Annotated in this window: 11 protein-coding genes; 4 read left to right on the forward strand and 7 right to left on the reverse strand. The window is 69.8% G+C overall.

Annotation, left to right across the window (positions count from 1 at the left end):
* The 3 genes from ITP53_RS48455 to ITP53_RS48465 form a co-directional block, all read left to right on the forward strand.
* On the forward strand, positions 1-725 hold a 725-nt coding region (locus ITP53_RS48455), incomplete at its 5' end, for a DUF998 domain-containing protein (protein WP_328818220.1).
* A gap of 56 nt (positions 726-781) precedes the next feature.
* Positions 782-3,037 carry a sensor histidine kinase gene (locus ITP53_RS48460; protein WP_195902245.1) on the forward strand — a complete coding sequence of 752 codons (2,256 nt, stop codon included), beginning with the start codon at positions 782-784 and terminating at the stop codon, positions 3,035-3,037.
* Positions 3,034-3,408 carry a DUF742 domain-containing protein gene (locus tag ITP53_RS48465; RefSeq protein WP_195902246.1) on the forward strand — a complete coding sequence of 125 codons (375 nt, stop codon included), beginning with the start codon at positions 3,034-3,036 and terminating at the stop codon, positions 3,406-3,408. Before ITP53_RS48460 ends, ITP53_RS48465 begins: the two co-directional genes overlap by 4 nt.
* Positions 3,409-3,435: 27 nt before the next feature.
* Here the strand turns inward: ITP53_RS48465 and ITP53_RS48470 are convergent, their stop codons facing one another.
* The 6 genes from ITP53_RS48470 to ITP53_RS48495 all read right to left on the reverse strand — a co-directional run bounded on the left by ITP53_RS48470 (position 3,436) and on the right by ITP53_RS48495 (position 9,509).
* Positions 3,436-4,008, reverse strand: coding sequence for a GTP-binding protein (locus tag ITP53_RS48470; RefSeq protein ID WP_195902247.1), 573 nt, complete (start codon positions 4,006-4,008; stop codon positions 3,436-3,438).
* Complete coding sequence (locus ITP53_RS48475; protein WP_195902248.1) at positions 3,989-4,351, reverse strand: DUF742 domain-containing protein; 363 nt, start codon at positions 4,349-4,351, stop codon at positions 3,989-3,991. Before ITP53_RS48475 ends, ITP53_RS48470 begins: the two co-directional genes overlap by 20 nt.
* Positions 4,348-4,755 carry a roadblock/LC7 domain-containing protein gene (locus ITP53_RS48480; RefSeq protein ID WP_195902249.1) on the reverse strand — a complete coding sequence of 136 codons (408 nt, stop codon included), beginning with the start codon at positions 4,753-4,755 and terminating at the stop codon, positions 4,348-4,350. The genes ITP53_RS48475 and ITP53_RS48480 overlap by 4 nt, the downstream gene beginning before the upstream one ends.
* 13 nt (positions 4,756-4,768) lie before the next feature.
* On the reverse strand, positions 4,769-6,868 hold the full coding sequence (locus tag ITP53_RS48485; protein ID WP_195902250.1) for a sensor histidine kinase: 2,100 nt from the start codon (positions 6,866-6,868) through the stop codon (positions 4,769-4,771).
* A gap of 167 nt (positions 6,869-7,035) precedes the next feature.
* On the reverse strand, positions 7,036-7,893 hold the full coding sequence (locus ITP53_RS48490; protein WP_195902251.1) for a PrsW family intramembrane metalloprotease: 858 nt from the start codon (positions 7,891-7,893) through the stop codon (positions 7,036-7,038).
* Positions 7,890-9,509 carry an FAD-dependent oxidoreductase gene (locus ITP53_RS48495; protein WP_236052023.1) on the reverse strand — a complete coding sequence of 540 codons (1,620 nt, stop codon included), beginning with the start codon at positions 9,507-9,509 and terminating at the stop codon, positions 7,890-7,892. The genes ITP53_RS48490 and ITP53_RS48495 overlap by 4 nt, the downstream gene beginning before the upstream one ends.
* A gap of 255 nt (positions 9,510-9,764) precedes the next feature.
* Here ITP53_RS48495 and ITP53_RS48500 point away from each other — a divergent pair, with 255 nt between their 5' ends.
* Complete coding sequence (locus ITP53_RS48500) at positions 9,765-10,478, forward strand: hypothetical protein (protein ID WP_195902252.1); 714 nt, start codon at positions 9,765-9,767, stop codon at positions 10,476-10,478.
* A 29-nt stretch (positions 10,479-10,507) separates the two neighbouring features.
* Here the strand turns inward: ITP53_RS48500 and ITP53_RS48505 are convergent, their stop codons facing one another.
* Positions 10,508-12,520, reverse strand: a complete 2,013-nt coding sequence (locus tag ITP53_RS48505; protein ID WP_195902253.1) for a glycosyltransferase family protein — start codon at positions 12,518-12,520, stop codon at positions 10,508-10,510.
* Positions 12,521-12,594 lie beyond the last annotated feature (74 nt).

Genomic DNA, 12,594 nt, shown 5'->3' on the forward strand with positions numbered 1-12,594 from the left:
GGAGGGTGGTGTGCATGATGGTCAAGACCTCCGTGAAGCCCCTGGGCGCGGCGCGGATCTATCCCGTGATCGCCTGTGGGTCGATCGTGTTCTCGGTGGTCGCGGTCCTGGTCGGGCAGTTCGGGCCCGATCCCTACCTCGACCCCATGAACGTCACCGTGAGCGAGTACGGCGTGGCCGATCGCGGGGGCGTCACAGAGGTGGCCATGGCGGTGCTCGGGATCGGGTCGCTGGCATTGCTGGCGGGGTTGCGGGCCGCGGGGGCGCCCGTAAGGGGCCTGCCCGAGCGCCTGCTGATGGTGTGGTCGGCGGCGCTGGTGATCGCCGCCATCGTCCCGACCACACCCATCGGCCACGACCTCACCATGACGGCCCAGATCCACAGATACGTCTCCATAGCCGCCTTCGTGAGCCTCCCGGCCGCCGGCGCGCTGCTGGTGCCGAGGCTGGGCGCGCACGCCGACTGGAAGCCCGTGGCGCGGGTGGTGGAGTGGGTGGCGCTGGCCGGCGGGTTCGGGCTGGCGGCGATCACGTACGTGGCCCTGCCGGGCGAGCGGGTGCTGATCGGGCTGGTGGAGCGGCTGCTGCTGGGCGCCGAGGTGGCCCTGCTCGCGGTGCTGGCGGCATGGCTCATGTGGCTGGTCTGGCGGCCGGTCCCGGCCCGCCGCCCGGCCGAAGCTGCAAATTTCCCGACATATCACAGATTTATCGCTAGTCGATCTTAAAACCATCTGTTTCGGTGCTATTCTCTCCCGCGATCTTCTATGCGGGAGCAGGTGTCATGGCATCGGGCAGATCCATCCGATTCAAGATCTCGACGCTGCTCGTCGTCCCTTTGGCCTCCCTCATCGCGCTCTGGGGCTTCGCCGCGAGCACCACGTCCGGTGAGGCGCTCAACCTCCTGAAGGTCGAGACCATCTGGAGGGGGGTCATCAACCACACCGATCGCCTGGTCGCCAACCTCCAGATCGAGCGGCTGGCCTCGGCCGAGCGGATCGCGCGCGCGTCGGGTGACCCCGACGCGCTGGCCAAGGCGCGGGCCGAGGTGGACACGAACGAGAAGACGCTGCGCGACAGCGCGTTGTCCGATGACACGCAGTCGGCGCTCACGCAGGACATGAAGACGCAGCTCCAGGCGGTGTTCGCGGCAATCGACCAGCTCCCCGACATCAGGGGGAAGGTGGACGAGCGCAGGCTCGCCCCCGGCGCCCTCGTCACGGAGTACGCGAAGATCTCCGACGAGGTCCACCTCCTGTATTCGAGGCTGACGGTCAGCACCGACCTGGAGCTCGCGCTCCAGGCGCAGGGCCTGATCGCCGCCGACGAGGTACGCGAGCTGCTCAGCCGCGAGCACGCCCTGCTCATCGCCTCGAACGGCCGGCCCAGCATGCACGACACCCACATGCTGGCCGGCATCGACGGCAGCAGGACGTACCTGTTCCCGAAGGCCCTGGCCAACCTCGACACCGAGCTGCGCGCCCCGTTCGAGAAGCTGTACTACTCCTCCAGGTACGTCACCATGGAGAACCTCCTGGAGGGCTACATCTCCGGCCGCCCGGCCGACCTCGAGCTCTGGCGGAGCATCTCCGACCAGGTGCAGCAGGAGTTCACCCAGTCCGTCCGTGGCACCGGCGACAAGCTGCTGGACAGGATGCAGCCCGCCGGCGTGGCCGTCCTGGTCAGCGCCGCGGTCGCCGGCGCGCTGGGACTGATCGCGGTCGTGTTCTCGATCTTCATCTCGATCCGGGTGGGCCGCAGGATCACCCGCGAGCTGGCGGCGCTGCGGCGTACCGCGCTGGACCTGGCGGAGATCAGGCTGCCCGACGTCGTGGCGAAGCTGCGCAAGGGCGAGGACGTGGACATCGCGGCCGAGGCGCCGCCCATCCGGGTCGGCAGGCAGGCGACCAGCGAGGTCAGCGACCTGGCCTCGGCGTTCGACAGCGTGCAGAGCACGGCCGTGGACGCGGCCGTCGAGCAGGCCAGGCTGCGTGAGGGCGTGTCCGAGGCGCTGCGCAACCTGGCCAGGCGCAGCCAGTCGCTGCTGCAGCGCCAGCTCAAGCTGCTGGACGAGATGCAGCGCCAGACGGAGGAGCCGGAGGCGCTGGAGCGGCTGTTCAGGCTCGACCACCTGACCACCCGCATGCGCCGCCACGCCGAGGGCCTGGTGCTGCTCTCCGGCGGTGCGGCGGGCCGCAGGTGGCGCGGCGTCATCCCGATGGAGGACGTGCTCAGCGGCGCCGCCGCCCAGGTCGAGGAGTACACCCGGGTACGCGTCTATCCGATGCCCGAGTGCGGCGTATCCGGCGCGGCCGTGACCGACCTCATGCACCTGTTCGCCGAGCTGATCGAGAACGCCGCCGCCTTCTCCTCGCCCAGCAACGAGGTCTCCGTGCGCGGCGAGATGGTCGGCAGGGGCTTCGCCGTCGAGATCGAGGACCGCGGGCTCGGCATGGACGAGTCCACCCGCCGGGCCGTCAACGAGCGGCTGGCCAGCCCGCAGGAGTTCGACCCGGCGCAGACCGAGCGGCTGGGGTTCGCAGTGGTCGGCATGCTCGCGGCCAGGCACGGCGTCAAGGTCACGCTCAAACTCTCCCCGTACGGGGGCACGACCGCCATCGTGCTCGTGCCGGGGACGCTGGTCGAGCCCATGGCGACCCCGGTGCAGCAGATGGAGTTCGAGTCGGTATCCGTCTCGGTCGTCAGGCAGGAGACCACAGGACCCGGCGAGTTGCCGCGCCGGGTGCGTACCAGCAAGAGGGGGACAGGGGCGAGCCCGGTGGCGTTGCCGCGCCGGCAGGAGGATCCGGGCCCGCCCGACGACGAGGGGCAGCCGAGCCTGCCGCGCCGAGAGGGGCTGCCGCGCAGGGAACGGCAGACGAGCCCGCCGCAGCGGCTCCAGGAGGCGTCGCCGGCTCCCGCGCCATCGGCCGCAGGGGAACGCTCGCCGGAAGAAGCCAGGGCGTTGCTCTCCTCGCTCCAGTCAGGCTGGCAGCGGGGGCGGCAGGACAGCGACCAGGATGGGGGATCTGACCAGTGAGCCGCGAGCACGAGTGGGTTGACGAGGAGGCCGGACCCGTCGTGCGGCCGTACGCGGTCGCGCGGGGGCGCACCAGGCCGACGTCCTCCGCCCTCGACCTGCTGGCGACCGTCGTCGCGACGGGGTCGCCTGCCCCGGCCAACGCAGAGTTGAGCGCCCAGCACCGGCGGGTGCTGAGCTTCCTGTCGGGGCGGGCCACCCCGGTCGCCGAGCTGGCCTCCGAGGTCGGCCTGCCGGTCGGCGTGGTCAGGGTGCTGCTGGGGGACCTGCTCGAACACGGCCTGGTCTCGGTGCGCCAGCAGACGGACAAGGCCGCCACGCCGACGGAGAGCCTACTCCGCGAGGTGATCAACGGCCTGAGGGCGCTCTAGCCGCGTCCTCAGGACATCCGCGAGAGGCTAGTTCGCCGAGGCGAGCGTCCGCAGCGAGTGCTCGACCAGGGCGATCATCACTTCCTTGGCCGACGTGCGCCGCCGTACGTCGCACAGCAGCACCGGCACGTCGTCGTCCAGGTCGAGGGCGATGCGCACGTCGTCGACGCTGTGCGGGTTGTCGCCGTCGAAGCAGTTGACCGCCACCACGAACGGTGTGCCGCGCTGCTCGAAGTAGTCGACGGACGGGAAGCAGTCGGTGAGCCGCCGGGTGTCGGCGATCACGACCGCGCCCAGCGCGCCGTAGGACAGCTCGTCCCACATGAACCAGAACCGCTCCTGCCCGGGGGTGCCGAACAGGTACACGACCAGCCCGTCGCGGATCGTGATGCGGCCGAAGTCCATCGCCACGGTCGTGGTGGTCTTGGCCTCCACGCCGTCGAGGTCGTCGACCCCGATGCCGCGGTCGGAGAGCACCTCTTCCGTGCGCAGCGGCTTGATCTCACTGATCGCGCCGACCAGGGTGGTCTTGCCGACGCCGAACCCCCCGGCGATGAGAATCTTCAGCGCGACGGGGTCCTCAGAGAGCACGGAGTCCATTGATCACTTCCTTGAGAATGCGCTCATTCGCCCGTGACCCTTCGGCGGAGGCCGAGGTGACGGAGATGAGGCCGTGGTCACGCAGATCGCCGAGCAGGACCCGGACGACGCCGACGGGCAGGTCGATCTCGACGGCCAGGTCGGCCACCGAGATCGGGTTTCGCGCGGCCCGCAGGATGCGGTGTTGCTCGGGACCGAGGTCGCCCGGCGGATCGCCGATCGTGCGCACGGTCGCGACGAGGTCGAACGCGTCACCGGAAGAGCGCGTGCGACCCCGGATGAGGGCGTAGGGCCGGACGACGGGTCCGGCCTCCTCATCTAACCACCGAGGGCCATCGATCATGACGCTCCAGCGCGTGGGTTGGTGGTGATGTGCTGGCCGACCCGCTTGACCAGCATCGCCATCTCGTAGGCGATGTGGCCGACGTCCACGGTCGCGTCGGCGATCACGGCCAGGCACGTGCCCTGTCCCGCCGCGGTGACGAACAGGAACGCCGACTCCATCTCCACGATCGTCTGGCGTACGTCTCCGCCGCCGAAATGGCGTCCCGTGCCACGCGCCAGGCTCTGGAACCCGGCCGCCACGGCCGCCAGATGCTCGGCGTCCTCACGGGACAAACCGTTGGAATAGCCGATCGCCAGGCCGTCGGTCGACAGGATGACGGACTGGCGCACCGCGGCGACCCTGGTGGTCAGGTCGTCCAGCAGCCAGTTCAGCTCTCCGGTGTTGGTGGTCGGCGCACTCATGCATCCCCCTTGTTCATGGCCCCTCCTCAGAGGCGTCTTCTCGGGCGCGTTGGGTTCCCCGCTGGAACGCGGAGAACAAGTCGCGTACCTCGTCGGGAGAGCGTTCGGCCTGCTGCTCCGGCTCGGGCTGCTCCGGCGGCGCGTCCTTGAGCTGCCGCGCCAGGTTGGCCTGGCGCACGCGCCTGGGCAGCCCGGCGTGCGTGCCCGAGGTGACCACCGCGAGCGCCTTCTTCCGTGTGCGGCTCGGCAGCGCGGCGGTCTCCGCGCCGTCGCCCCCCTCCAGGGCGGGCTGCTCCTTCACCAGCGAGCGCGGCACGAGCACGATGGCCGTCGTGCCGCCGAAGGGCGAGCGGCGCAGCAGGACCTTGATCCCGTGCCGCTCGGCCAGCCTGGCCACCACGAACAGGCCCAGCCTGTCGCTGTCGGCCAGGTCGAACTCGGGGGGCGCGACCAGCAGCGCGTTGAACGCGGCGTACTCGTCGTCCGACAGTCCCAGCCCCCGGTCCTCCACCTCGATGGCGTAGCCGTTGCTCACCTGGTCGCCGCGCACCTGGACGGTGGTGTCCGGCGGTGAGTAGATGGTGGCGTTCTCGATCAGCTCGGCCACCAGATGGGTGAGGTCGGCCGCGGCCCCGCCGTCGAACGCGCTGGCCGGCATGGTGTCGACGGTGACCCTGGTGTAGTCCTCGACCTCGGCGACCGCGGCCCGGACGATGTCGATCACCGGGACCGGCCGGCGCCAGGCCCGCCCGGGGGCGGCGCCGGACAGCACCATCAGGCTTTCGGAGTGCCGCCGCATGCGCGTGGTCAGATGGTCCAGGCGGAAGAGCTCCTCCAGCCGGTCGGGGTCGTGGGTGCGCCGCTGCATGCCGTCGAGCAGGCCGAGCTGGCGGTGCAGCAGGCCCTGTTTGCGCCTGGCGAGGTTGAGGAAGACCTGGCCGACCCCGCGCCGCAGCGCGGCCTGGCCGACCGCCGCCGTCACGGCGGTGCGCTGCACGGAACCGAAGGCCCTGGCCACGTCGGTGATCTCAGCGGAACCGCTCACCTTGATCGCCTTGGCCTCCTTCCGCACGTCGACGTCCTCACCCCTGCGCAGCCGCGCGACGACGTCGGGCAGGCGCTGCTCCGACAACTCGACCGCGGCGGCGCGCAGCCCGCCCAGCTCTCCGCCCAGGCGACGACCGAAGCGTACCGAGATGACGATCGACGCGAGTACCGCGATCAGGCCGACCCCGCCCGCGACCGCGATCTTGACGATGGTGGAGGTGGCCGCTTCCGACGCGCGCGCGGCCATCATGTCGGACGCGGTGACGCCGTGCTCGTCGAGTTCGGAGGTGAGCCGGCCGATCGCGTCGTCCCAGCTCTCGGCGTCCGGCGGCGGGGCGCCCGTCTTGATGACGCGCGCCTCCATGGCGGCGAAGGTCTGGAACGGCTCACTCGCGAAGACCTGCTCGTACGGCCGCCGCAACGTCACGTCGAGCCCCGCCAGCCCGCGCGCGTGCAGGAACTTCCTGGAGGCGGCGTACTCGATGAAGGCCGCGGTCTCCGGCTCGGTGAGCCGCGCGTCGGCCAGCGCCCCGATGACGAGGGCGTGCTCCCTGGCGATGTACTCCCTGGCCAGGCCCATGGCCTGCAGCGAGGAGGCCTGCTGGTAGAGCGTCAGGTCGGAGAGGGTGACCAGGTGGTCGTAGAGCAGGAAGAGCGTGTCGAGTATCCCGTTGTACTCGTTCAGCCCGGCCAGCCGGGAGCCGAGGCCGCCGTCGATGTCGGCCCTGACGGCGCCGAGCCGGTCGAGGGCGGTGGTCAGCGTGCCGAGCGGGAGGCGCAGGTCGTCGCCGACCGCGCCGCCGGCGTCCGTGACCGCCCGCCTGAAGTCGGCGACGGCCCTGTCGGTGCGGGTGCGCTGGCCGCCGAGTACTTCGTTGAGTTCACGGGTTGTGAGCGCCTCCGCGGAGCGCGCGCGTTCGGCCTGCAACTGTAGGCCCAGGTCCATGGAGGAAACGCCGAGAGTCTCGTAGAGGGTGTTCGCGCGGAGCAGTGACTGGGCGTCACCCATGGTGAGGTTGAGGACGAAACCCCAGAGCGCGCTCAGAGACAGGAGGGGTAGCAGCAACAATAGAAAGATCTTGAACCGAATTGACCGGTTTCGCGAGCCCATGTCCCAACCTCGAGTCGAGGGCATTTCCACACCTTGGGTAAATACACCTCCGGAAGATCGCACAGGAGACTAGCACCGTTTATGCTTCCGGCGCAGTGGGAGCAACACGTTCATTACCGTGATTATTGGGACAAGATCTTGGGCTCCCGGCGGGCCGAGGACATGACCGCCCGCAGCCAGGCGAGTGCGACCAGCGAGATCACGATGAGTCCGGCCCAGTTCAGCGCCGTGTACACATGTGCCTGCCACGCGGTCACGTCCGGCACCCGGCCGACCCGCAGCAGCGCGAACTGCCACGGCCGGCCGGTCAGCACCAGCGTGATCGCGATCGCGATGGCGGTCATCGAGTCCCACAACGCGTGCAGCAGCGAGACCCCCAGGTAGGTCAGCACGACGGGCATCCTGAACCGGCCGCCCGCGGCGAAGAGCACGCCGCCGGCGATCGCCGTCCACAGGCCGTGCCCGACCGGCGTCAGGACGCCGCGCAGCAGCTCGGTCTCCACGAGCTGGGCGAGCGACAGGCCGTCAGCGGTGAAGAGGGCGTTGAAGGCGTAGCCGGAGCTCTCGAAGGCGGCGAAGCCGAAGCCCACGGTCGCGCCGAGCACGACGCCGTCCCTGGTGCCGCGCCTGTCCATGTGCCGGGTGACGAACATCAGCGCCGCCAGCTTCACGCCCTCCTCGATCAGGCCCACCAGCACGTACATGATGATCGACGGCCTGATCAGCCAGCTCTCCAGCAGCGAGGCGCCGAGCACCCCGAGCACGCCGCCCACGACGAAGGCCATGAACAGCCGCTCGACCGTCACCCGCGGCGAGCGGCCCCGCCCGTACGCCCAGACGACGAACGTCACGGGCACCAGGAAACTCCCGAACAGCACCACGGTGGGGACGAGGCTGGCATTGCCCGTCCAGGCGGTCACGACGACGGTGGCCACCCACAGGACGAGCCCGATCAGGAAGATCCGCGCCCACGGCCTCATCGGGCCAGTTCCTCCACGGCGCGGAAGGCGGCGGTGATCGCGGCGTCGGCGCGGGCGGCGGGCACCGAGTCCGAGCCCGCGATCGCGATCCTGCCGAACCTCCTGCGCGCCGCGTCCGCGGGCAGCGGCCCGTCGGGGTAGAACGCGTGCCACGGCCGGCAGTACTCGGGCGCGTTCCCGTGCCCCCACCGGTCGACCGTGATCGCCTCGATGTCGCCGGCCGGGTCGAAGCCGAAGGGCCCGAGCAGCCGGGCGAGCTGGTCGCGGACGGTGTGCTCAAGCAGCTCGTACGGCGCCTTGATCAGCTCCTGGCGCCCCGCGACCGCGCCCGCCTCCGGGCCCAGCTCCGAACGGCACGGTGTGGCCAGCAGGCGCACGGCAGGCGGCTCGCCGGGCGGGCCGAGCTCGGTCAGGCACCAGTACGCGCCGGTCCAGCGCACCCGCCGGACGCCGGCCCGCCGCCACGCCTCCCGGTCGCGCACGCGTACGGTGGCGTGCAGCAACGGCACCCTGACGGCCCGGCCGAGCGCCCGGCGCTGCTCGGCGGGCAACTCGGGCACGAGGTACGGGATGACCGCGCTCCAGCAGGCCATGATCACCGCTCCGGCCTCCACCGCCAGCACCCGATGGCCGTCGAAGTAGGCCACGCTCGCCGCCGCGGCCCCGTCACGTACGGACACCACCGGACTGGACAGCCGCACCCGCACCCGCTCGCCCGGCCGGTCGAGCCGCCCCCCGGGGATCATCCGGTCGACCATTTTGCGAACGAGAGCCTGATTTCCATCCGAAAAATACGAAATATCCGGACTTGTTGGTCCCCATTCCTTCTGCACCGTCGGGGAATTGAACCGCGACGGCTTGTCCGCGTCCAGCCCCAGCCCGCCGAACCCCGGATACCCGGTGCCCCAGGCGTCGATGGCGCCGAACGCCCTCGCGTCGTAACCCCACTCCTGGCACGACATGGTCCTGCAGAACCGCTCGACGTCCTGATGCGCCCCGCACACCTCCCGCAGGAACCCCGAGTACGTCAGCCCGGCCAGCCTCTCCTGCCTGCCCTCCGCAGAGAGCCCGGGGAGCCAGTCGGGCGGATCCCGGTACAGCGTCCGCAACTCCTGCCTGGCCCGCTCGGCGATCGGCAGCCGCGAGATCCAGTCGGAGGCGAGCGTGACCAGCGTGTCGGCCCCGAACGTCTCCTCGTCGCACATCACGCCGTCGGGAGCCCCGCGGAACACACCGCGCCTGGCCTGCCCGCCGACCTCGTCGTGGTTGTCCAGGACGAGGATCCTGGCCCCGGGCTCCCGCCGCAGCCACTCGTAGGCCGCGCTCACCCCGCTCAGCCCGCCGCCGACCACCACGAGGTCGTAACTCTCCCCGATGAGCTCGGGCGGGCCCGCGTACTGCCAGAAGCGGCCGTCCCGCAGCGCGTGCGGCACGCTGAGCGCCTCGGCGGTCCCGCCGCGCAACCCGGACAGGGTCGCGCTCTCCTGAGCCGTCTCCGCCGTCCCTGGCGTCCCGCCCGCCACTACGCTCCCCAGGGCGCTCACGGCCATGCCGTCGAGGAAGTCGCGGCGGGAGACAGACCGGCTCATCCCGAGGTCACGCGAATTCAAGCTCATGGCGCGATCATCATCAGTCCGGCCAAATGCCGCGTCCTGCCGCGCAGTGCTTCGAGGAACATTTTGCGCGGCCGTTACCGCAAATTCCGGGTACGATTCGCCGGGTTCCGACACTACGCATGACCTCAGGAAAGGTCCTAATCGGTAATCGTTCGTGAAACCGTTGAATTCCGCGAATAGCGACGTTGCCCAGCTCTCCGACCTCGGCTTCCTCTAGCGTTTTGGAAAATGTCGCAAGAGTGAATTGGAGAGCTCATGCTCAAGGCCATTTCCGGCATATGTCTGAGCATGGTGGTCATAGCCGGGTGCTCGTCCGGGGAGTCCACCCCGGCACCGGCCGCCCCGGCATCGCCGTCACAGTCCGGCGAGTCCACCCAGTCATCGGGCCAGTCATCCGCCAAGTCGGCCGACTCGGCCACGCTGCGCGCCGCCCTGCTGGGCGCGCCCAAGGGCATGCGCATCGCGTACGGCCCGGAGATCGGGGCGTTCGGCTCGCTCAAGTCCACCAAGGAGGGTTTGGAGGCCGTCCGCCAGGCCAAGATGGAGCGACCGGAGTGCGCGGGCGCCTCCCAGCTCGACGCCGCCAAGCCGGAGATCGCCAAGGCGCCCGCCGCGGTCATCTCGTTCGCCGCCGGCCAGAACTCGATCACCCAGGCCGTGGTCTCGCTGCCGACGGACGCCTTCCCCGAGGCGCTGTCGAAGCAGTGCGCCTCCTACACCGCCAACGTCTCCGGCACCCAGGTCTCCTACCGCACCCGCACTCTGGCCATGCCGGCCAAGGGCGACCAGTCGCGGGCCTACATCACCACGGCGACGGGCGGAGACCAGAACGCGCAGATCGGCTCGATCCTGATCAGGCGCAAGAACCTGATCACGAGCATGCTCGTGGTGGGCAGGCAGGTGAAGCAGAAGGGCATGTACGAACTGGCCGACCTGGCCGACCAGAACCTGGCACGGGTCACCAGATAACGCGGGCGGCCGGCCCTGCGCCGAGGAGGTCAGATGAGCACGTGGTCGTCGGGCCGGCCGACGAAGGAGAACTGCGCGACGCGGGTCAGCTTGATGTGGTCGGCCTGCCAGGTGTGCATCGAGCTGTCCGCGCTACGCCAGTAGACGAAGTTGAACCGGTCGGCCGAGTAGATCTTGACCCTGTCCTCCTTGAGCCTGCGCACCAGGGCCGTGTCCTCGCCACGGGTGATGTCCTCGAAGGGGTAGGCGCGGAACAGGCCGGCCTTGCCGAGGAACGTCCCGCCCTGCACCAGCCAGGAGTAGCGGTGCTCCAGGCCGGGCAGGCGGAACATCGTGGTGTTGATGCCCTCGAAGTACGCGTAGTGCGCGCCCTTGCCGACCAGCTCGGCGTCCGTGTAGTCGAACGCCCTGACCAGGTCGGACAGGTAGTGGTCGCCGTACAGGTTGTCGTCGTCCATCTTGGCGATCAGCTCGCCTTCCGCGGCGGCGATGCCCAGGTTCATGCAGGCGCCGAGGGACAACTCGGCGGCGGCGGGCAGGACCACGACGTCCGTGATGCCGGCCATGCGGGCCTTGTCGGCGACCACGACCGGGTCGATGTCCAGGCCGTGCAGCACCATGATGAGCTGCAGCGGGCGGTGGAGCTGGCGGGCCACCGACGAGATCGCGTGCTCGATCTGGGAGGCGCGGTTGGTGGGCAGGACCACCGAGATCGAGCGGCTCCCCGGCCGCACGTGGTGGCCGAGGTCCTGCAGGATCTGGTCCACCCGGTGCGAGAACAGGTGCTTGTCGAAGACCTCGCGCATCGCCAGGTGCCCCATCCTGGCCCGCAGCTCGGGACTGTTGATCAGATGCAGGACCTGGTTGTACGACTCGATCGGCTCACGCGCGATGGGCACCAGGTCGCCGAACGTCTCCTCGATCGCCCGCGACCACCCCGACACGACGGGCGTCGCGCAGGCGGACAGCTCGAAGACGCGGCGGGCGCACATGGTCGGCGAGTCGAGCACCGAGTTGACGTTGAGGAACACCTTGTACATCCGGTACGCGGCCAGCATCTGGTCGTAGGGCAGTTCGCCCACGATATGCGGCCGGTACTTCTCCGGCCAGGCGTACTTCTCGTCCACCTCGCCGTTGCGCGCGAAGATGTGCAGGCCGAGCTCTCTGACCGGGTCGAGCACGGTCTCCATCTGCTCGCGGCGCTCGGGGTGCTTGTCGCGGAAGTACATGCCGGCGAAGACCACGTCGTGCAGGCGGCCCTTGTTCTGCTGGATCGGGTTGTGCACGCGCGGCTGGGCGGCGAACTGCAGCACGTCCACCCGGTCATGTCCCAAAATTTCCCGATATTTCGGCAGCATGTCACCGTCGCAGGTGAACACGTAGTCGAACAGCTTGGCCGTGTCGATGAAGAAGTCGAAGTTCGGCGGGTCCTCCTTGTTCCAGAAGACCGTCGGGATGCCCTCGCTCCTGCACCACGCCACCAGGTCGCGCAGGGGCTCCTTGGGAGCGTTCGTACCCGTCATCTGGTAGCGCCAGCGACCCTGGTTGCCGTGCCAGGCGGACTCGCAGAACAGCAGGTCGGGCCGCTTTTCCGCGAAGATCTCCGGCCAGTCCTTGAGCCCGAACTCGATCTGGTCCCACTCGTACTTGAACGCCATCCGCGAGAAGTCGTCCAGGATCACCGCGACCTTGAGGTCCGGCCTGGTCACCGGCCCGGCGGGCCACTTCACCGGCGGCACCTCGGCGCTGGGCGGCCGGTTGCCGGCGGCCGCGATCGCCTCGGTGACCGGGATGGGCGCCTTGGGCGCCTTCTGCTTGGACCGGACCGCCTCGACGATCTTCCCCGGGCTTCTCGAACCCAGCGCCTCGCCCAGCTTGAACGTCCGCTTCGCCTGCGTCGCCTCCAGCTTCCACGTGGCGTACGCGGCCTTCGCCTCGGCGATCTCCAGCCGCCGCCGCAGCTCCCTGACCTCCGCCTCGTACCGCTCGACGAGCTTGCGCTCCTCAGGCAGCCAGTTGACGGGGCCAAGACGTTGGTACACGAATCCAGAGGAGTCGTGTTCAGAAAGGTCGCGCGCAGCGCCGTCTGTGGTTTTTTTGGGGGGGACGCGGGGGG

It is taken from the genome of Nonomuraea cypriaca, assembly GCF_015645445.1.
In the GTDB taxonomy this organism is placed as follows: domain Bacteria; phylum Actinomycetota; class Actinomycetes; order Streptosporangiales; family Streptosporangiaceae; genus Nonomuraea; species Nonomuraea cypriaca.